16 protein-coding genes are annotated in these 20,390 nt (G+C 69.6%); 14 read left to right on the top strand and 2 right to left on the bottom strand.

Going from position 1 to position 20,390, the window contains the following annotated elements; translation table 11 throughout:
* The first annotated feature begins 2 nt into the window (after window positions 1–2).
* Together EJK15_RS15890 and EJK15_RS15885 are read left to right on the top strand one after the other, a co-directional pair.
* Complete coding sequence (locus EJK15_RS15890) at window positions 3–1,514, top strand: ABC transporter substrate-binding protein (protein ID WP_138711197.1); 1,512 nt, start codon at window positions 3–5, stop codon at window positions 1,512–1,514.
* Window positions 1,515–1,543: 29 nt separating this feature from the next.
* Window positions 1,544–3,337, top strand: coding sequence for an ABC transporter permease subunit (locus EJK15_RS15885; protein WP_240777007.1), 1,794 nt, complete (start codon window positions 1,544–1,546; stop codon window positions 3,335–3,337).
* Window positions 3,338–3,455: 118 nt separating this feature from the next.
* On the opposite strand, the gene EJK15_RS15880 is transcribed toward EJK15_RS15885, so the two are convergent.
* Window positions 3,456–4,940 (bottom strand): trypsin-like serine protease, encoded by a 1,485-nt coding sequence (locus tag EJK15_RS15880; protein ID WP_240777008.1) that lies wholly within the window; start codon window positions 4,938–4,940, stop codon window positions 3,456–3,458.
* A 580-nt stretch (window positions 4,941–5,520) separates the two neighbouring features.
* Here EJK15_RS15880 and cseB point away from each other — a divergent pair.
* The 6 genes from cseB to EJK15_RS15850 all read left to right on the top strand — a co-directional run bounded on the left by cseB (window position 5,521) and on the right by EJK15_RS15850 (window position 11,228).
* Complete coding sequence (gene cseB, locus EJK15_RS15875; RefSeq protein ID WP_138711195.1) at window positions 5,521–6,240, top strand: two-component system response regulator CseB; 720 nt, start codon at window positions 5,521–5,523, stop codon at window positions 6,238–6,240.
* Window positions 6,240–7,502, top strand: coding sequence for a sensor histidine kinase (locus tag EJK15_RS15870; protein WP_138711194.1), 1,263 nt, complete (start codon window positions 6,240–6,242; stop codon window positions 7,500–7,502). The genes cseB and EJK15_RS15870 overlap by 1 nt, the downstream gene beginning before the upstream one ends.
* A gap of 243 nt (window positions 7,503–7,745) precedes the next feature.
* A complete protein-coding gene (locus EJK15_RS15865) occupies window positions 7,746–8,228 on the top strand; it encodes a hypothetical protein (protein WP_138711193.1) in 483 nt (160 codons plus the stop codon).
* Between the two features lie 59 nt (window positions 8,229–8,287).
* Entirely contained in the window at window positions 8,288–9,340 is a 1,053-nt protein-coding gene (locus EJK15_RS15860; protein WP_171074332.1) for a peptidoglycan-binding protein, read from the top strand.
* Window positions 9,337–10,026: an ABC transporter ATP-binding protein gene (locus EJK15_RS15855; RefSeq protein WP_138711191.1), complete on the top strand. Its 690-nt coding sequence runs from the start codon at window positions 9,337–9,339 to the stop codon at window positions 10,024–10,026. The genes EJK15_RS15860 and EJK15_RS15855 overlap by 4 nt, the downstream gene beginning before the upstream one ends.
* Window positions 10,023–11,228: an ABC transporter permease gene (locus EJK15_RS15850; protein WP_138711190.1), complete on the top strand. Its 1,206-nt coding sequence runs from the start codon at window positions 10,023–10,025 to the stop codon at window positions 11,226–11,228. The genes EJK15_RS15855 and EJK15_RS15850 overlap by 4 nt, the downstream gene beginning before the upstream one ends.
* A 77-nt stretch (window positions 11,229–11,305) precedes the next feature.
* Here the strand turns inward: EJK15_RS15850 and EJK15_RS15845 are convergent, their stop codons facing one another.
* A complete protein-coding gene (locus EJK15_RS15845; protein WP_138711189.1) occupies window positions 11,306–12,010 on the bottom strand; it encodes an IclR family transcriptional regulator in 705 nt (234 codons plus the stop codon).
* Between the two features lie 134 nt (window positions 12,011–12,144).
* Between EJK15_RS15845 and EJK15_RS15840 the strand changes: the two genes are divergently transcribed.
* The 6 genes from EJK15_RS15840 to EJK15_RS15815 all read left to right on the top strand — a co-directional run bounded on the left by EJK15_RS15840 (window position 12,145) and on the right by EJK15_RS15815 (window position 20,390).
* Entirely contained in the window at window positions 12,145–13,626 is a 1,482-nt protein-coding gene (locus tag EJK15_RS15840) for an aldehyde dehydrogenase family protein (RefSeq protein ID WP_138711188.1), read from the top strand.
* 112 nt (window positions 13,627–13,738) lie between these two features.
* The gene (gene wrbA, locus EJK15_RS15835) at window positions 13,739–14,380 is read left to right on the top strand and encodes an NAD(P)H:quinone oxidoreductase (protein ID WP_138711187.1); all 642 of its coding nucleotides are present in this window, start codon (window positions 13,739–13,741) and stop codon (window positions 14,378–14,380) included.
* A gap of 18 nt (window positions 14,381–14,398) precedes the next feature.
* Entirely contained in the window at window positions 14,399–15,091 is a 693-nt protein-coding gene (locus tag EJK15_RS15830) for a thioredoxin domain-containing protein (protein WP_138711186.1), read from the top strand.
* Between the two features lie 258 nt (window positions 15,092–15,349).
* Window positions 15,350–16,825, top strand: coding sequence for an APC family permease (locus EJK15_RS15825; RefSeq protein ID WP_138711185.1), 1,476 nt, complete (start codon window positions 15,350–15,352; stop codon window positions 16,823–16,825).
* A gap of 59 nt (window positions 16,826–16,884) precedes the next feature.
* Window positions 16,885–18,816, top strand: coding sequence for a primary-amine oxidase (locus EJK15_RS15820; protein WP_138711184.1), 1,932 nt, complete (start codon window positions 16,885–16,887; stop codon window positions 18,814–18,816).
* Window positions 18,813–20,390, top strand: coding sequence for an acetolactate synthase large subunit (locus tag EJK15_RS15815; protein ID WP_138711183.1), 1,578 nt, complete (start codon window positions 18,813–18,815; stop codon window positions 20,388–20,390). The genes EJK15_RS15820 and EJK15_RS15815 overlap by 4 nt, the downstream gene beginning before the upstream one ends.

The following is a 20,390-nucleotide window of genomic DNA, read 5'->3' as shown; positions in this document are numbered from 1 at the left end:
TTATGCGCAAAATCCCCCTCCGTCTCGCCGCGGCGCTGCTCCTTACCCCGCTACTCACCGGCTGCTTCTCGGATGGCTCCGCCGGCAGAGGCGGCGCCCGATCCGAGCAGCGCATCAGAGTCGCCCTGGCCGTGCCACCGGTCCAGGCCCTCTCCCCGTACAGCAACGACGCCACGGTACTGGGCAAGCTCTCCGTCGTCGAGGGCCTGACCAGGCTCGACGCCGACGGCACCGCGACGCCCGCGCTCGCCGCCTCCTGGAAACAGGCCAACGACACCACCTGGACCTTCGAACTACGCGACGCCCGATTCCAGGACGGGACGAAGGTCACCGCCGAGGCCGTCGTGAACGCCCTCGCGCACGCCTCCGACGCCGAGCCGGCACCGCGCGTGCTGAGCGACATCGAGCTGACCGCCAAGGCGCAAGACGCCGACACCGTCGTCCTCACCACCGCCGCCGTCGACCCCGTCCTGCCGCTGCGCCTGGCCTCTCCCGCCCTGGGCATCCTCTCCCCGAAGGCATATGCATCCAACGGTGCCGTCAGCCCGATCGGCACCGGCACCGGCCCCTTCAAGATCACTAAGCTCGGGGGCAAGACCCAAGCCACCCTTGACCGCTTCGACGGTTACTGGGGCGGCAAGGCCAAGGCCACCGGCATCGACGTCTCGTGGATCTCCGACGGCACCGCTCGCGCCAACGCCCTGCGCAGCGGATCCGTCGACATCGCCGAGTGGATCCCCACCTCCCAGGCCAAGCTCCTGGCACCCGAAACCCTCCACGAGGTCCCGTCCACCCGAACCGACAGCCTGCTGCTCAACACCGGCAGCGATGTCTTCCGCGACGCCGCGATGCGCGCCGCCGCCCGCGAGGCCGTCGAGCCCACCGCGCTCGTGGACAGCGTCTTCGGCGGCTACGCCGACGCCGCCCAGGGACTGTTCGGCCCCGCCATCTCCTGGACCCGGGACAAGCACGTCACCGTCGAGCACATCGTGAAGGCCGCCACCGCCGAGCAGGTCAAGCAGCAGACCGGCGGCAAAGCCATCACGCTGGCCACCTACACCAATCGCACCGAGCTGCCCGAAGTCGCCAGCGTGCTCCAGCAACAACTGGAGAAAGCCGGATTCACCGTGAAGCAGGACATCCGTGAATATTCGCAGATGGAGGCCGATCTGCTCGCAGGGAAGTACGACGCGCTCGTCTTCTCCCGGGTGACCCTCCTCGACACCGGCGACCCGGTCGCCTACCTGGCCAGCGACTACACCAGCAAGGGCTCCTACAACATCACCCGGCTCGCCGAACCGGCCGTCGACCGGGCCATTTCGGCCGCCGCCGAGTCCGGCGCCGGCACGCGCCAGGACAAGGTGATGGCCGCCGAAGCCGCCGTCCTCTCCACCGACGCCGTCGTGCCGCTCATCCACGAAAAGGTCCTGCAGGGTGTCTCCACCGACGTCGAAGGCGCCATCCTCGATCCACGCGAGCGCGCCCTGGTGGGCCTCGACACCCGGCTGAAGTAGCCGAAGCGGTCACGAGAGCGCGCCCCCACGTGAGCGTCACCAGAGCCGGCTCGCGGCTCCGCCCGCTGGCCCCCGGCCGGTCCCGCGGCTTCGGCGGCCGTTGGGCCGGGCTGTTCGGCGCCCTGTTCGCCGGGGCCGGGCTGCTGACCGTCATCGCCCTGTTGCCCTGGATCTCCGGCACGGACGTGGCGCTCACCGTCCTGCGTGCCCGTTCCGGCGAACAGGACCCATCCCCCGAGGCACTGGCCGCCGTACGTGAACAACTCGGGCTGGACGCCGGTCCGGCGGCCGCACTCGGCCACTGGCTGGGAGCTCTGGTACGTGGCGACGCGGGGACCTCCTGGGTCTCCGGCGAGCCGGTGACGCCCGCCCTGGGCGCCGCGCTCGGCGTCTCACTCACCCTCACCTCGGCCGCACTCGTGGTCACCCTCGCCGTCGCCGCGATGGTCTGCGCCCGGACGCTGTGGCTGGGCGCCCATCGCCGGCTCACCCGCGACCGGGCCGGAATCGGCGCGGCGGTGGTGGCGGCGCTGCCCAAGTTCCTGCTCGCAGCCGTGCTCTCCACCGTCCTCGGCGTGCACCTGGGCTGGTTTCCGCCGTACGGCTGGGAGGGTCCGCCGTCGATGGTGCTGCCCGCGCTCGCCCTCGGTGTGCCCTCCGGCGCGATGATCGGCGGACTGCTCGACCAGGCGCTGCCCGCCGCCTTCCGTGAGCCCTGGGCCCGTGCGGCAACCGCCAATGGAATGCCGCCTGGCTGGATCATGCGTGCCGCGCTGCGCCGCGCGGTGCCCGGCGTACTCCCGCAGCTGCTGCCCACCGTGGTCAGCCTGGCCGGGGGCGCGGTCGCCGTCGAGAAGATCTACGCCATTCCCGGCCTCGGCATGCTCACCCTCGATGCCGCCATCGCACAGGACCTGCCCGTCCTGCAGAGTGGAAGCCTCGCGCTGATCCTGCTCGGCGCCGGCGCGGGACTGCTCGTACGCTCGGCACGACGCGCCATGCTCGGCCCCGCTCTACGCGAGGGGGCGCTGCCCTCGCTACCCCCGCCCGGTCTGGACACTGGACGCGCGCTGCGGCCCGTGGCCGTCGGGTGCGCGCTCCTGCTCGCCACCGTCGTCGGGCTCGGGCTGTTGCGTGACCCACTTCAGGTGGACACCGCCGGGCGGCTGCTGGCGCCCTCGTACGAGCATCCGCTCGGCACCGACGCGCTCGGCCGCGATCTGCTCGCCCGGCTGGGGCACGGCGCACTGCGCACCACGGCGCTGGCCTTCGCCGTCACCGCCGTCAGCCTGGTCCTCGGTGTGCTCGCCGGACTGGCGCGCCAGGTCACGGCCGGGCTGACCGACATCGTGTCCACCTTGCCGGTGATACTGGCGGGCCTGCTGGTCACCGCCGTCACCGGACCGTCGGCGCTCGGCGCGGGGCTGGCCGTCTGTCTCGTCGGGTGGAGCCCGTACGCCGCTCAGACCGCCGCGCTGCTGGAGCAGGAGCGCGCCGCGACGCACATGGCCGCCTCCGTCGCCCTGGGGGCGAGCCGCCGCCACCTGATCCGGCGTCATCTGCTGCCCGCCCTGGTCCCGCCACTGCTGCGCAACGCCCTGTTGCGGCTGCCGACCGTCGTCCTCGTCCTCGCCTCCCTCGGCTTCCTCGGGCTCGGCGAGCAGCCGCCCGCACCCGAATGGGGGCGGCTGTTGTCGGAGAACCAGTCATACGCGGAGCTCGCGCCGTGGACGGTTCTCGGCCCGGCCGCCGCGCTCTCCCTTCTGGCGGTGCTGGCCGTCGCGGCGACCGCACTGCTGAGTCGCGTCGGCCGACGAGCCTGAACCCTCTTTCTCCGGGTTTTCGTGCCCGTTGCTCCGATCGTTGCAGCGCAGAAGGGGAGAGTGCCCCGATGATCTACCGGCTGGGTCGGGCATTACCCGGCTTTCATTGTTCCGCCCGTCAGGCGGCTGGGCGGGGCAGCGTGCAGTCCGGGCGGGACAGGTCCAGCACCGAGCCTGGCGCCAGGCAGGCGGGCACGGCCGCGACCTGCTGGCCGTAACGGGCGCCCTTGCGCACCGTCACCTGGTCAGCCGCGTCGACTTCACACGGGTTGTTCTCCGTGCAGCGCTTCCCGTCGTCGTTGCTCGTGTTGTGCAGCCCGACCACGGTCTGCCCGTCCGGGGCGATCAGCGGCGACCCCGAGGCGCCGTGCCCTGGTTCGCAGGCGCTGGTGTACCTGAGTGCGTTCTCCTGCTCGTACCCGCCCTCACGCAGCCCTGGCACCACGGCCTTCACCGCGCAGCTCCAGCGGCGGCCCCAGTTGCCGGACAACAGGTCCACCCGGTCGCCGGCCGCGGCCGGAGTTGTGGTGAGGTCGAAGACCTTGGCGTCGGCGGCGGCCAGCTCCGCGTAGGTCCGGTCCAGGCGGTACAGGGCGACGTCGGTGCCAGTCATGGTGGCGTAGACCAGCCGGGTCGTCCTGGCCTCGACCTTGGGGTAGCCCTCGCGGTCGGTGATCGTGACCGGCTGGGCGGCCGCCTGATCGACCAGCGCCGACCCCGGCGCAGGGCGGGTGCCCTGGACGCAGTGGCCGTTTGTGAGGAGCAGGGCCGGATCCTTCGCCCGGGCGGTCACGGTTCGGACCACGGCGCCGGAACAGCCACCGAACTGCGCGGCACCCTCTAGAGAGGGCATGTGCGGTTCCGGCGGAACTGCGATGCCCGTGACGATGCCCCGGATCCACTTCCGATACACCGACACGTCGCTGTATACGGTCGGTGTGTCGTTGCCGTTGCTGCCGCTGACCGCCCCGGCCAGCAGCCAGCTGCCACCGCGGCGGACCAGCGCCGGGCCACCGGAATCCATGTTGGTGGCCGAGATGCTTCCGTCCGGGCTGCCCACGCACAGCTCACGCGCCGCGGTGATACCGCTCACTTCACATTCCCGGTCCGGCTGCACCACGGTGTCGGCCTCGCGCAGGTGGTCCGGGTAGCACTTCGGTGCGCGCTGGTCACAGGTCACGCCCCAGCCGATGATGCGGGTGGGTGTGTGGTCGGTCGGCGTGGCCGGCGCGATCCGCGCCGGCTTCGCCCGAACCGGGGTGCGCAGGTGCAGCAGCGCGAGATCCTTGCCGTAGACCTCGGTGGAGTACCGATAGAACTTGTCGACCTCGGCCAGTTCGCCGCCGGAGGTCACGCTCAGCGAGCCGATGCGTACCCGCCAGCCCCGGGGGGTGCCGACCTGAGCCTGATTGGGCGTGCGGGCGCAGTGGCTCGCGGTGACCACCCACCGCGGCGCGATCAGCGTGACTCCACAGACATGGCCGTCCGCGCGCGGGGATTCGGCGCGCTGTAACGAGCCCATGAACGAGTACGGCTGCACCGACTCGACGCCGCCGCGCAGGGCGAACGACGGAGTCGCGGTCGCCGCCATCGCAGCCAGCATCACGGGAACGACGAGAAGGGGACGAAAACGCATAGCGAAGGCCGCGAGTGCGACGCGAGTACGAGGGAGGCGGAGTGTGTTGGGCATGGTTTTTACTTTCGGTGGCCATGGCCGCCCGGCGATCGGGAGGAGTAGGTGGGCAGAGCAGAGGGAAAGCTCCGCTCCGAGAGGTCGGTACGCCGCGGTGGCGCACGTCAGCCACCCTGCGCGGTACAGGTGTCCATGCTGTCGCGGTCGCGTATCGGCGACCGCTTGGACGCGCAGTGGGTGTGTATTGGCCCTCAGTCGCGAATCGTCCCTCCTGCAGGAGATCCCCCTCCTACTGCGAGGGCAGGCGATTCCATAGCAGCGGGTGCGCATTTGCACCGTCCGGCGCGTGGACGGTTGATTCACGGCTGATACACGGCTGAGCCGTCGTGGATGTCTGGCGTCGACAACATGGACACCCTGCGTCGCGCCGGGTGACCGAGGCGCGCTATCGCGGTGCATCGGTCCCAAGAGGGGGCCGACGACGTCTTCGTGCCCCACAAAGAGAGTCCTTGTATTGTTTTTGCAGACTATCGACCATATTCGGGGAGCAATGTCGGGTTCGGATGTCGGTAGCAGGCCGTCGACTTCTGTCACCGTGCTGCTCGTCGAGGACGACGAGGTGATCCGTAAGACGGTCGGGATGGCGCTGGAGCGCTACGGCTATCGCGTGAGCACGGCGGGCGACGGTCTGACCGGTCTCGAACTGTTCAGGGAGCAGCGGCACGACGTGCTGCTGCTGGATGTGATGCTGCCGGGGCTGGACGGCATCGGGCTGTGCCGGAAGATCCGGGAGTCCAGCACGGACCCGATCCTGATGATGTCCGCGCGTGGTGACGCCCTGGACGTGGTGTCGGGTCTGGAGGCGGGGGCCGATGACTACGTCGTCAAGCCGGTCGAGACCTCCGTGCTGGTGGCCAGGATCCGTTCACTGCTGCGCCGAGCCTCCTTCACCCCAGGCCCTGAGCGTACTCCGGAGCCCGCCTCCGGCTGTTTGGTCTTCGGGGACCTGGCCATCGATCCCCAGGGTCTGGAAGTGCACCGGGCCGGTGAGCCGGTCGCGCTGGCTCCCACCGAGTTGCGCTTGCTGCTGGAGTTCGCGGCGAATCCGGGGATCGTGCTGGACCGGCAGACGTTGCTGCGCAACGTCTGGGACTACGGCTGGGACGGGGACAGCCGCGTCGTCGACCTGTGTGTGCAGCGGCTGCGCAAGAAGATCGGCCCCGACAGGATCGAGACGGTCCGCGGCTTCGGCTACAAGCTGCGGCGCTGATGGGACACGCCATCGCCCGGGCGGCACGTGGGCTGCTTAACTGGAGGTCGCTGCGTTGGAAGATCGCCGCGCTGGTGGCCATGGCGTCCTGCGCGGTCGCGTTGGCCGTTGGGGTGCTGGTTCACCAGAGCACCTTTGAGCGTTCCATGAGCCTGGGCGGGGACCGGGCTTTCAGCGAACTGCTGGTCGTGATGGACGACTACCGGCGTACGGGCAGGACGCCGGCTTATGCGGATCCCGCGGAGATTCCGCCCGTACTGCTCCAGCAAGCCAGGAGCACCGGGGAGTACATCACCTGGTACGACGACCGCCGGCCGGACATGCCCTGGATGTGGGCGGTGCAGCAAGTCGGCGGCCAGGCGCTGGCCGTGAAGATCGACATGGGCGCCGAGATGCGCAGTCTGCAGAGCCTTGACCGGCACATCGTGATGGCCTCGCTGGCCGTGCTCGCCGTTGTCGTGCCCCTGGCGGCGTTGGCCGCCGAGCTGCCCAACCGGCGGCTGAGGCGGGTGGCCCGGACCGCGCGGCGTATCGCGGACGGCGACCTGGAAGCCCGGAGCATGCTGGGCGGCCGGGGCGGCGACGAGATCACCGACATCTCGGCCACCGTCGACTCGATGGCCGACAGTTTGCGGGACCGGCTGCTCAGGGAACAGCGCTTCACCGCCGATGTCGCCCATGAGCTGCGCACCCCGCTGATGGGCCTGGTCATCTCGGCCGAACTGCTCCCGGAGAGCGAGGCGACCGAGCTGGTCAGAGGTCGGGTGCGGGTGCTGCGGACGCTGGTGGAGGACCTGCTGGAGGTCTCCCGCCTCGACGCGGGCGCGGAGCGGGCCGATCGCGCTCCGGTGCCGCTGGGCCGGGTCGTCGAGGAGTCCGTAGGCCGGACGGGACTGCAGGTCCAGCTGACGGTGACCGGTGATCCAGTCGCCGACACCGATCCGCGCCGCCTCGACCGCATCATCGCCAACCTGGTCGCCAACGCCCACCGCCACGGACGCTCTCCGGTCGAGGTCACCGTGAACGGCACGGCGATCGTCGTACGCGACCACGGCCCCGGATTCCCCGACGAACTGCTGGCAGACGGACCGCAGCGCTTCCGCACCGGCGCGGCCGAACGCGGCCGGGGCCACGGCCTGGGCCTGACCATCGCCCTTGGCCAGGCCCAGGTGATCGGCGCCGGGCTCGCCTTCGCCAACGCCCCGGACGGCGGCGCGATCGCCACGCTTCACCTGCGGGGCGATAGCAGCTCCAAGGGCTGATCCTGCCTGACGCTCCCCGAAGACTGCTGAAAGCCGGGCGATCCGCAGCCGAGGGCTGACACACACCCGATACGTATCCAAGCAGCCGCGGATACGCGGCCGCGACAACGCGGACACCCGCACCGCGCATGGTGGCTGACGTGCGCCACTGCGGCGTACCGACCTCCCGGAGCGGAGCTTTCCATGTGCTCTGCCCACCCACCCCGTCCGATCGCAGGGCGGCCATTGCCACGAAGGAAGACCATGCCGAGCACGCTTCACCTCCCTCGTACTCGCGTCGCGCTCACGGCCTTCGCCTGCCTCGCGGGCTTGCTGGCCGGTTGCGGCAACGCCGGCGAGTCGAGCGGCACGCTGGACAACTCGTCGGCTTCCGCCGGTACGGCCGACCAGAAATACACCGAATGGGAGGTCAAGTTCCGGTCGTGCCTGAGCGACAAGGGCTTCGAGCTTCCGAAGGAGGCCGGAAAAATCGACTTCGGCGACCGGCAGGACGCGTACGAGGTAGCGAGGGACGCCTGTATCAAGAAGATCGGCAAGCCGCCGGCGGCCTCCGGCGACCAGCCCGCCATGTCCGACAAAGAAGCAAAGGAGAAGGAGCTCAAGACCCTCCAGTGCTTCCGCGACCACGGGTACAACGTCAAAGATCCCGCTCCCGGGCAGGCCGCACAGGTCGAGGTGCCTGATGGTGTCTCACAGGACGGCTTGAAGGAGTGCTCCGGCAAATGACGTCCGAGCACTGCTCCGGAAAGCCGGGAGATGGGCCCGCGCCGCCGGGACACGGCCGCATGCGGGTGGCGGCGATCGTATCCCTCGCTGCCCTCGCCCTCGGCGCTGTCGCGACCTTGACGGTGATCCGGTCCGGGGGCGGCGCTGCCGAGGAGACCGAGCGGAAGCACGTGGCGAACACCGCTCTCGTGGAACGGAGGACGCTCCGAGAGACCATCACCTCGCCCGGATCGCTGGGTTACGGCGCGTCGAGCCGGCTCGCCGCCGGCCGCGCCGGCACCATCACCCGCCTGCCGCGCGAAGGCGGCACGGTGGAGCCCGGCGGTGTGCTGCACTCGATCGACAACCAGCCCGTGGTGTTGCTGCGCGGCAGGCTCCCCGCGTGGCGGGCCTTCGAGAGCGGCATGAGCGACGGGCCGGACGTGCGGCAACTGGAGCGGAACCTCAAAACCCTAGGCCACTTCACCGGGAGTCCCAACGCCCATTTCGACTGGTACACGAAGGTCGCGATCCTGCACTGGCAGGATGCCATCGGTGTGAAGGAGACCGGGTCGATCAAGCACGGGCAGATCGTCTTCGCTCCACGCGAAGTGCGCGTCGCGGAGACCGTGGCACACCTCGGCGACCAGGTCGCAGCGGATACCGCCGTGGCGAGACTGTCGGAGCTCACAAAGATTGTTACCGCCGAGCTCAAGACGGCGAACCGGGCCGTCGTCAAGGTGCGCGGCAAGGTGACCGTAAACCTGCCCGGCGGCAAGGCGACGACCGGCACCATCTCCGAAGTCGGCGCTCCCAGGCAACGGGAAGACGGCGACGACAAGAAGATCATCGTCCCGGTGACCATCGCCCTCGACCGACCTGCCGACGCCGGCTCCCTCCAAGAGGTTTCGGTGTCGATCGATTTTCCCACCGCCACTCGCAAGGACGTCTTGACCGTGCCCGTCGCCGCTCTCATCGCCCTGTCTGACGGCGGGTACGGCGTCGAGGTGGTTCGCGACGCCGTAACGACCCAGACGGTCACGGTGAAGACCGGACTGTTCGCCGGCGGCTCCGTGGAAGTGACCGGCGACGGACTCGACGCTGGGCAGAAAGTCGTGGTCCCGACACTATGAGCGATTCCGTCATCGAACTCGATCAGGTGGTCCGCGACCACGGCAGTCCACCGGTGCGAGCGGTCGACCACGTGTCGCTGTCGGTCGCTCGCGGCGAATTCGTCGCCATCGTCGGCCCCAGCGGCTCGGGCAAGTCGAGCCTGCTCAACATCATCGGCACCCTCGACCGGCCCACGAGTGGACGTACGACCATCGACGGCCATGACGTCGACACGATGAACGACGCGGCGCTCTCGGCGCTGCGCGCGTACCGGATCGGGTTCGTCTTCCAGCAGTTCCATCTCACGGACGGGGTCAGTGCGCTGGACAACGTCGTGGACGGCCTCCTCTACACGGGAACACCCCGCGCCGAGCGGCGGCGCCGGGCGGTTGCGAGCCTCACTCGCGTCGGCCTGGCACACCGCCTCGACCACAAGCCCCACCAGATGTCCGGCGGTGAACGGCAGCGCGTCGCCATCGCCCGGGCGACGGTGTCCGATCCGACGCTGCTGCTGGCCGACGAGCCCACCGGCAACCTCGACCAGCGCTCCGGCGCAAGCGTGATGGAGTTGCTCCACGAGCTCAACGCCGCGGGAACCACCATCGTCGTGATCACGCACGATGTGCAGCTGGCCGAACAGATTCCGAGGCGGATCACCATCCGCGACGGTCACGTCGTCGACGACGATCAGGAAGCGCCGGCATGAGCCGCGGCAACCAGACCGAGATACGCCAGTCGCGCCTGCTCCGCTCCGATGTCTACCGGTTGGGCGCATCGGGGCTGAGATCACGGCCCACCCGGGTCGTCCTCTCCGCGATCGGCATCGCGATCGGCATCGCAGCGATGATCGCCGTCGTGGGGATCTCCACCTCGAGCCGGGCGAAGCTGGACGCCCAGCTGGCGTCGCTGGGCACGAACCTGCTCACCGTCCAGCCGGGTACGTCGCTCACGGGCCAGGACACCACTCTGCCGGTCGAATCCACCGGTAAGGTCGGGCTGATCCGAGGGGTCTCGATCGCCGGAGCGGTCGCAACGTTGCCGGACGTCAAGGTGTACCGGAGCCGGCTCATCGACGCGGACAAGTCCAGCGGCCTCGTTGTGCAGGTAGCCGACCTCCATATCCTGGGCCTCCTCGACGGCACGCTCCGCCAGGGAGCATGGCTCACCAAGGCGACCGCGAACTACCCCACCGTCGTGCTCGGCGGCATCGCCGCCGATCGGCTCGGCATCGTGAGTCCGGGAAGCCAGATCTGGCTCGGCGATACCCAGTTCACGGTCATCGGGATACTCGATGCCCTGCCTCTCGCCCCGGAACTGGACACCTCCGCGTTCATCGGTGAGGCGTTCGCCGCCGCGCGGTTCGACTGGGACGGCAAACCGACCACCATTTTCGAGCGCTCGGCCGATGCGGAGGTGGAGACAGTACGCAAGCTCCTGCCACGCACTGTGAACCCGGAGAATCCCGAGAATGTGAGTGTTTCGCGGCCCTCCGACGCTCTGGCGGCGAAGAACGCCGCGGACCTCGCATTCACCGGCCTTCTGGTCGGGCTGGGCTCCGTCGCGCTGCTCGTCGGAGGGATCGGCGTCGCCAACACCATGGTGATCTCCGTACTCGAACGTCGCAGGGAGATCGGACTCCGCCGTGCCCTCGGCGCCACCGAAGGACACATCCGGACCCAATTTCTCGCAGAAGCCCTCCTGCTGTCCGCACTCGGCGGACTTGTCGGGACGGCCATTGGGTTCGGAGTCGTCGCCGTGTTCGCCGTGACGAACGGCTGGCCCATCTCGGTGCCTCCCGTCGTGTTCGCCGGTGGCATCGGCGCGACCATGCTGATCGGAGCAGTTGCCGGCCTCTATCCGGCGGTCCGGGCGTCGAAGACGCCTCCAACGGCCGCCCTGAACGGTTGATCGCACCGCCGGCAGGACCCGTTCCAACCGAAAGGCAGAGAAATGGGGGCCCGCCGGGCGACGGCGTCGGCCTACCCCTAGCGCTCGGCCGCTTCGGCTCGGGGTGCCCCCGACAGCCGCGCGCTGGCCTCGGCCGCGGCGTCCATCACGTTGGGAACGAGCGCATCGTCCGCCTTGACGCCGAGCAGGACCACTCCGAGGCTCGCTGTCGCCCAGTCCGACACCTGGATGGGCGCGGCGATGCCGACCGCGCCGGGCTGGAGCATGCCCACCGTGACGGCGTAGCCGCGCTCACGCGCCAGCCGGACGTCTTCGGTGTCGTCGGCGCTCGGTGGCCGGCCGGCGAGGATCGCCACCCCGTCGGCGCCGACATTGAGGGGGTGGCGCGCCCCTTCCCGCATCGCCAGGTGGAAGGTGGTGTTCGGAGGTTCCGCCGTCACGAGGATGAGCGCATGATCTCCGTCGGCGACGCTCAGCAGCGCCGTGCTGCTGGTCTGCTCGCTAAGTTTGCGCAGAATGGGCCATATGGTGGTCTGGAGCCGTGGTTGGAGGCGTCCGGCCAGCTCGGCGATGCCGTACCCGAGGACGTACCTCGCGCCTTCGCGGCTCACGAGATCGTGGGCCTCCAGAGTACGCAGCAAGCGGTAAACGATGGCCCGGGCAGTGTTGAGCCGTTCGGCGATGTCGGCGGTCGTCAGGCCGTCCTCGCTCCTGGCCAGCAATTTGAGCACGGTCAAACCGCGGTCGAGTGTCTGAGATGTCTCCCCGCCGTGCGCAGCCACGACAGCTACTCACCCTCCTCTCCAGATCTCGCACATGGTGTCACATGTCGGCGTGTGGTGCCGTCTTGACGGTCATTCAGTGCCGTGACTATCGTGCGTGTACGACTATCGGCCAATAAGAACGGTAATCGAACATGATAGTACGTGCTGAAGCCGAACGCCTGGCCCTGAAGGTCCCCACCGAGCCGTACTACGCAGGACGGTGGGGTGTCACCCGAGGTGTGGACACGTTCGACGTGGTCGATCCCGTGACGGAGCGACGACTCGTGACAGTGCAGGCGGCCGGCCCCGCCGAGGTCGACTCGGCCGTCTCCTTCGCGCGATCGGCCTTGGACGACGGCGTGTGGGGACGGACGGATGGTGCCACCAGAGGCCGGTTGCTCAACCGGGTGGCAGACCTGATCGAGGAGCGCGGCGAGGAATTCGCGGCACTGGAGTCGCTCGACGTCGGCAAGCCGGGCTTCGAGCCCCGCGCGATCGATCTTCCCCAGTCGGTTCGGACCTTCCGCCACTTCGCCGGCTGGGCGGACAAGCTGGAGGGACGCTCCATCCCGACGTCCGGCTACATGGGACGGCCCACGGTCAGCTACACGGTTCGTGAACCGGTCGGGGTCGTCGCCGCGATCACGCCGTGGAACTCGCCGACGATGATCGCGGCATGGAAGATCGCACCCGCCCTCGCCGCGGGGTGCGCGGTCATCCTGAAGCCTCCGGAGGAGGCGCCGCTGACATCGCTGCTGCTGGCGTCACTGATCGAAGAGGCCGGATTCCCTCCGGGGGCGTTCAGTGTGTTACCCGGTCGTGGAAGCGTGACCGGCCAGCTCCTCATCGATCACCCGGGCGTCGACAAGATCTCCTTCACCGGAAGCCCTGAGACGGGGTACAAGGTGGCCGTCGCCGCGGCGAAGGGGTTCCGTCGCATCACCCTCGAACTGGGCGGGAAGAGCCCGCAGATCGTCTTCGCGGACGCCGACCTTGACGCGGCGTCCGACGGCGTGGCCGTCGGCATCTTCGCCAACCAGGGGGAGGTGTGCGCCGCAGGCAGCCGCATTCTCGTGGCCCGCACCGTCTACGACGAAGTCGTGGAGCGTCTGGTGACCAGGGCGCGCGGCGTGAAACTCGGCGATCCGTTCGACGAGGGCACGACGATGGGAGCCCTCATCAACGCGCGGCAACTCGAGCGAGTGTCCCGGTACATCGAGGCGGGCGTCACGGACGGCGCGCGGTGCGTCGTCGGGGGCGGCCGGCCGGAACGTCCGGGCTACTTCGTCGAACCGACCCTGTTCGCCGACGCGACGAACTCGATGACCATCGCCCGAGAAGAGATCTTCGGCCCGGTCGGCACGATCATCCCGTTCGACTCCGAGGAGGAGGCGGTCGCGATCGCCAACGACTGCGACTACGCGCTCTCCGCCACCTTGTGGACCTCGGACGTCGGCCGCGCGCACAGGGTGTCGCGCGGCGTCAAAGCGGGCGCGGTCGCGGTGAACGGCTGGTCCCCGCTCGACCCGAGCCTTCCCTGGGGAGGCTTCAAGCTCAGCGGCCAAGGCCGGGAGCTGGGGTGGGCGGGCATCGAGGCGAACACGGAGGAGAAGACCGTGACGATCGTTCTCTGACCTCCGCGGGTCGCCGTGCCGGGAACGCAGGCGGCCGCTCCTTCCCGCATCTCACCGCTGATCCCACACATTCCGCCGCCACTCCTCCTCGCATCCCATGGAAAGGTTCGTCATGTCACCACGTGTTCTCGTCGTCTACTACAGCGCCACCGGATCGGTGCACCGGCTCGCGGAAGCCGTCGCCGAAGGGGCAGAATCAGCCGGCGCCGAGGTCCGGCTGCGCCGGGTCGCCGAACTCGCCCCGCCCGAGGCGATCGCCTCGAACGCGGACTGGGCCCAGCACCGTCAGGACGTCGACTCGGTCGTCGACGTGGCGACACTCGACGACCTCGAATGGGCGGACGGGTACGCCTTCGGGACGCCGACCCGCTACGGCACCCCGGCGGCGCAGTTGAAGCAGTTCATCGACTCGGCCAGCAGCCTGTGGCATGCGGGTAAGCTGGCCGACAAGCCCGTCACCACGTTCGTGTCCTCGGCGGAGCAGCACGGGGGACAGGAGTCGACGATCATTTCCCTCAACAACGTCTTCTACCACTGGGGATCGGTCATCGTTCCACTCGGATACACCGACGACGTCGTGTACGCCGCCGGTGGCAACCCTTATGGGACGTCGTGGCCGGCCGGGTTCCCCTCGAGTCCCCCCGACGATGTGACGTTGAGCTGCGCCCGCTTTCAGGGCGCACGGCTGGTGAGGTTCGCGCGGCTGCTCGCCCCTGCGGGGATGGAGTTGTCCGGCGTACCAGTGGGGGAATGACATGGGGGGTCGGGCTCGGTGACGCGGCGGGTCGACATCTGGTCGGACATCCACTGTCCCTGGGCCCTGATCGCGGTCCATCGGCTGCGGCGGGCCCGGGCCCGCCTGGGCGCCGAGGTCGTCTTCGTCCCGCGGGCATGGCCGTTGGAATGGGTCAATCACCGCGGGACACCCAGGGACATCCTCTCGGTCGAGGTCGCCGCGCTGGCCTCCCACGAGCCGGAGCTGTTCAACCTCTATTCGGGGGAGTCGTGGCCCTCCACGTTCCTGCCGGCGTTCGAACTGGTGGCGGCGGCGGCCCGGACGGGTGGGGCCGAGCTGGCGGAGCATGTCGACTACGCCCTCAGAATCGCGTTCTTTCGGGATTCGGCGGATGTCAGCATCGAGGCCGGGCTGCGCCGAGCCCTGGACCTCGCTCTCGAGTACCGGCCCGACTGCGATGTGGAAGGCGTCATGTCCGCCTGGCGGACGCAAAACGTCCGAGCGGACGTCGTACGTGACTTCACCGAAAGCCGGGGCGTGCGGATCCAGGGCAGCCCGCAGGTCGTCTGGCCCGACGGAACCTCCGTTCACAACCCAGGCATGACCGACCACCGCTGGCGCGGCGGGCTGCTGCGGATCTCTTCGACGGATCCGGTGGAGCCCGACCGCCTGCTGGCGGAGTTTCTGGGCCGCGACGCGGCCGACCGTCCCCGGCCGCCGCGCCGGTAGCGGCCCGGGACCGTTGAAGACGGCGGGTGGTCTCCGCGCGCCGTCACCGGCCGCGCATCGGCGCCCTCCACCATGGCACGCCTGGACGACCCTATACGGATCTATCCCGTGCTCTAGGTCGCGATTTCCCGGGGGTTGACACCCGCCGACCAGCGGACGCACGATGTGTTTCCATTAATCGAACTTGCTGCACGATTATCGGACTCTACGGGGACTCATCCTTCGCGTGAAGACGCACGACCCAAGGAGCTGCTTCGGATGACGCCAACCCCTGACAACACCGAGCTCGCGCGGGGTCGCCTTTCCCTGCTCGGCGTGCTCACCCAGTCGATCGGATTCATGGGCCCCGTTTTCTCGATCGCGGCTCTCCTGCCCCTGGTCGTCGGCTTGTCGGCGACCGGCCGTGGCGCCGGCGTCGCGGCTCCCGCCGCCATCCTGATCGCCGCCGTCGGCGTCGCCGGGGTGGGGTGGATCATCTCCCAGTACGCCAAGCGGATCCATCAGTGCGGCTCGCTCTACGACTACGTCACTCGGAGTGCCGGGCCCCGGCTCGGCCTCGTCGGCGGCTGGCTCTACTACGGCGCGATGCTGGTCCTCGCGGCCGCGACCTTCCTCCTGCTCGGCGGGCTCACGCAGGATCTCCTTCACAACGTCCTGTCGGTCGACGTGCCGTGGTGGCCGCTGTCGCTCGGATACGTGGCGATCGTCATAGCCGTGCTCGTCATCGGCGTGCAGATCTCGATTCGCTCGCAGCTCGCCCTCGCGCTGATCTCGATGGCGGTCGTGTTCGCCTTCTCGCTGCGCATCATCCTCGCCGGCGGGCAGGGCGGGGACAGCCTGTCCGCCACCCCCTTCAACCCGCTCGCCGTGGGCGGTCTCGACCTTCTGTACGGCGTGCTCTACGGCATCAACATGTTCATCGGGTTCGAGTCCGCCGCCAACCTCGCCGAGGAGACCGCAAACCCCAAGCGGCACATTCCACGGGCGGTCCTGCTCTCGCTCATCGTCGCCGGAGCGTTCTACGTGGTGACCGCGTACTCCCAGGCTGTCGGGTTCGGCCTCGATGCGGAGGCATGGAAGAACAGCGTCTTCCCACTCCAGGCTCTGGCGTCGGGCGACGAGTTCGGCTCCCCCTTGTTCGGCGACTTCGTTTCGGTTCTGGTCATCCTCGACATCCTCGCGGTCGCGATCGGAGTCGGCGTCGCCGTGACCCGCGGGATGTTCTCGATGGCCCGCGAGGGGCGGCTTCCGAAGGCCCTCGCCGTCGTACACAACCGGTACCGGACGCCGGCACGTGCCGCCGTGCTGCTCGGCGTCGTCTCGATCGGCGCGATCGTGGTGGTCGTGATGGGTGACGGACTCTTCTCTCGTTCGACCGGCGAGCCGGGTGTTCTCCAACCGCAGTGGGCTCCGATGTTCGGCTGGATGGCGGGCTTCGGCGGGACGGGCCTGGCCCTGATGTACCTCGTGGTGAGTGCGGCAGGTGTCAGGGGCCTGTGGGGCCAGGTCAGCCGCGGCAAGCTGCTGGTCGCCGCCGCCGCCGGGGTGACGGTCGCGGCGGGTGCGGTGTTCGGCGCCTTCTACCAGGCGGCGAGCCCGACGGACACCATCCCGTGGGCTCTGCTCGTGTGGATCGCTCTCGGCACGCTCTGGTCGTACGTCGCGCTGCGCCGGCCGGCAGGGCCGGTCGAGACGGAGGCGAGCGTCGCCCAGGCCGCTCCGGCAGGAGATTGACGGTGCCGGAGCCACTGAGGACATCGCACGTTCGCCACGACACTCTGGAGGCGCCGGCCATGACGACATCGCACCCGTACGATCCGTTGACCGCCGAGGAGATCGAACGGGCCGTGCACGCCGTGCGTACCAGCCGGCCGGATCTCGAGTCGCTGAGGTTTCCCCTGGTGCGGCTGGACCCTCCGGACAAGGATGTGGTGCGGAGCCACGATCCGTCGCGCCCTGTCGCGCGGTCGGCGTTTCTGGTCGCCTACGACCGCGATGCCGGCGCCACCCACGAAGCGCGCGTAGATCTCGCGCGGAACGTCGTGACCTCCTGGCGGCACGTGCCGGGAGTGCAGCCGCCGATCATGATCGAGGAGATCCTCGCCCTCGAGGACATCGTGAAGAACGACGGCGCCTCGATCGCCGCGCTCGCCCGCCACGGGGTCGACGACCTGTCCCTGCTGCAGCTCGACCCCTGGTCGACGGGCACCCTGCCGGTCGAGGGCGTGGACGCCCGGCGCCGCGTCATCCGGGCCAGCGCCTACGTCCGGCGCTTCAAGGAGGACAACGGCTACGCGCGTCCTGTGGGGAACCTCGTGTTCGTGATCGACTGTGACGCCCGCTCCGTCGCCGCGATCCTCGAAGGAGAGCCCATTCCGTTGCCGCCCGAGAGCGGCAACTACGACGTCGACAGCGTCGGCCCGCTGCGCGACGACCTTCGTCCCATCGAGATCGTCCAGCCTGAGGGCCCGTCGTTCACGGTGTCGGGCAACGTGATCGAGTGGCAGCGCTGGCGGCTGCACGCGCACATCGACACCGTGGAAGGCCTGGTCATCAGCGACGTCTCCTACCAGGACGGTGATCGGCGCAGGTCGATCCTGCACCGGGCGAGCATCGGCGAGATGGTCGTGCCCTACGGCGACACCAGCGACGACTTCTACTTCCGGAACGTCTTCGACGCCGGCGAGTACAACCTGGGCAAGACCGTCGGGTCGCTCAGCCTCGGATGTGACTGCCTGGGCGAGATCCGTTACCTCGACGCGGTGCTCGCCGACGAGTCCGGCGGCCCGCACACCGTCCCCAACGCCATCTGCCTGCACGAGGAGGACTACGGCATCCTCTGGAAGCACTGGGACTTCCGTTATGTCGAGCGGGCGGAGGTCAGGCGCTCCCGCCGGATGGTCGTGTCGGCCATCCACACGATCGGCAACTACGAGTACGGCTTCTTCTGGTACTTCTACCTCGACGGAACGATCCAGTTCGAAGCGAAGCTGACCGGCATCGTTCAGACACGCGCGATCGCCCCGGGGGAGGTTCCCGGATACGGAACCCTTGTCGCGCCGCAGCTGGACGCGCCCAACCACCAGCACCTGTTCAACATGCGTCTGGACATGGAGGTCGACGGCCCGCGGAACTCCGTCGTCGAGGTCGACGCCGTCGGCCTCCCGGTCGGGCCGGACAATCCTCACGGCAACGCGATCGTGGCCCGGCAGACCTTGATCGAGAACGAGCGGGACGGGCGGCGCATGTGCGATCCTCTCGCGGCCCGCACCTGGAAGGTCGTCAACCCCGAGGTGCGGAACCGTCTCGGGCAGCCGGTGGCGTACAAGCTGGTGCCCTTCGCCGGCCCCACGCTGCTCGCGGCCCCGGAGAGCGACCTGGCCCGCCGCGCGGAGTTCGCCCGGGCACACCTGTGGGTGACCCGCTACAGCCCCGACGAGCTGCACCCCGCCGGCGACTACCCGAACCAGCATCCCGGGGACGGGATCGGGGAGTGGGTCAAGCAGGAGCGAGACCTCGCGAACACCGACGTCGTGCTGTGGCACACGTTCGGCACCTCCCACCTGCCCCGCCCGGAAGACTGGCCGATCATGCCATGCGAGTACGTCGGCTTCACCCTCAAGCCCGCCGGGTTCTTCGACCGCAACCCCTCGCTGGACGTTCCGCCGCCGGTAGGCCATGACACGGCGCACTGTCACCACGTGCCGGAACAGGACGATCAGTGAAGACCGACCGCCACATCGCGCACGAGGAACTCACCGGAGCGCAAGTCCTCCTGGAGACGGCCGCCGGTCGTGGTGTGTCGGTGTGCTTCGCCAATCCAGGAACCACCGAGATGCCGCTCGTCACCGCGCTCGACCGCACACCGGGGCTGCGGGCGGTGCTCGGGCTGCACGAAAACGTGTGCACGGGCGCCGCCGACGGATACGCCCGGATCGCCCGGCGAGCCGCGCTGACCCTGCTGCACCTCGGGCCAGGGCTCGCGAACGGCCTGGCGAACCTGCACAACGCGCGCCGCGCGCACAGCCCGGTCGTCAACGTCGTGGGTGATCACGCGAGCTGGCACCTGGCCTTCGACGCGCCCTTGACCTCCGACATCGCGGCCCTCGCGGGCACCGTCGGAGCGCACCACGAGATCGATGATCGCGCCTCGGTCGCCTCGGTGACGCGGCGGGCGATCGACGACGCGCATGAACGCCTGGGCGTGTCGACGCTGGTCGTGCCCGCCGATCTCCAGCAGCTGACCGCGCAGGAGCCGCCGCTGGAGGAGAGCCCCTGTGCCGCCCCCCGGCCCGGCGTCGGCGGGGAGGACGTGGAGCAGGCCGCCCACCGGTTGCGGGCCGCCGGCTCCCGGGGCGTTCTCCTCCTGGGCGGCGCGGGCCTGAGCCGCCGGGGCCAGTCCGCCGCAGGCCGGATCGCGGCCGCCACCGGAGCCCGTCTCTACAGCGAGACGTTTCCCGCCAGAGCCGAGCGGGGCGGCGGGCTGCCCCCGATCGACCGCCTGCCGTACTTCCCGGAGAGAGCGGTAGCGGCGCTCCGGGACGCCGCGGTGGTGGTGCTGGCCGGGGTCTCCGAACCGGTCGCCTACTTCGGATACGAAGGGATCCCCAGCCGCCTGGCACCCCAGGGGACGGTGCACCGGCTCGCGGACGTCGCCCAGGACGTCGAACAGGCACTGGTAGCGCTGGCCGAACTCGTCGGCGCGGAGGATCGACCCACGGCCGGCGCGCAGCAGCCGGTCGAGCCTGCGCCCGGTGCCGCGCTGACCGGGCAGACCGTCGGCGCCGCCCTGGCGAACTGGCTGCCGGAGAACGCCATCGTCTCGGTCGAAGGCGGGACCTGCGGCTACCCCTTCTACTCGGCATCGGCCGCAGCGGTGCCCCACACCGTCCTGACCAACACCGGCGGCGCGATCGGCCAGGGACTGCCGGCCGCGCTCGGCGCCGCCATCGCCGCACCCGAGCGTCCCGTCATCGCCCTGCAGTCCGACGGCAGCGGCCTGTACACCGCGCAGGCCCTGTGGACCATGGCGCGCGAGTCGGCCGACGTCGTCGTGCTGATCGCCGCCAACCACGCCTACAACGTCCTGCGCACCGAGCTCGCCCGCCACGGAAGCCCCGAACCGGGTCCCCAAGCCGCACGGCTGACCAGCCTCGGCGAGCCCGCGATCGACTGGGTGTCGCTCGCGCGCGGTTTCGGAGTCCCGGCGAGCGACGCCACCACCGTCGGTGAGCTGTGCGTCGCGTTCACCGACGCGCTCTGGGCGCGAGGCCCGCACCTTATTCAGATGACGATGTGA

Origin of the sequence: Nonomuraea basaltis, assembly GCF_005893125.1 — a bacterium.
GTDB classification, from domain to species: domain Bacteria; phylum Actinomycetota; class Actinomycetes; order Streptosporangiales; family Streptosporangiaceae; genus Nonomuraea; species Nonomuraea basaltis.
The sequence above is the reverse complement of the archived record's forward strand: the minus strand, read 5'-3'. Positions and strand labels throughout refer to the sequence as shown.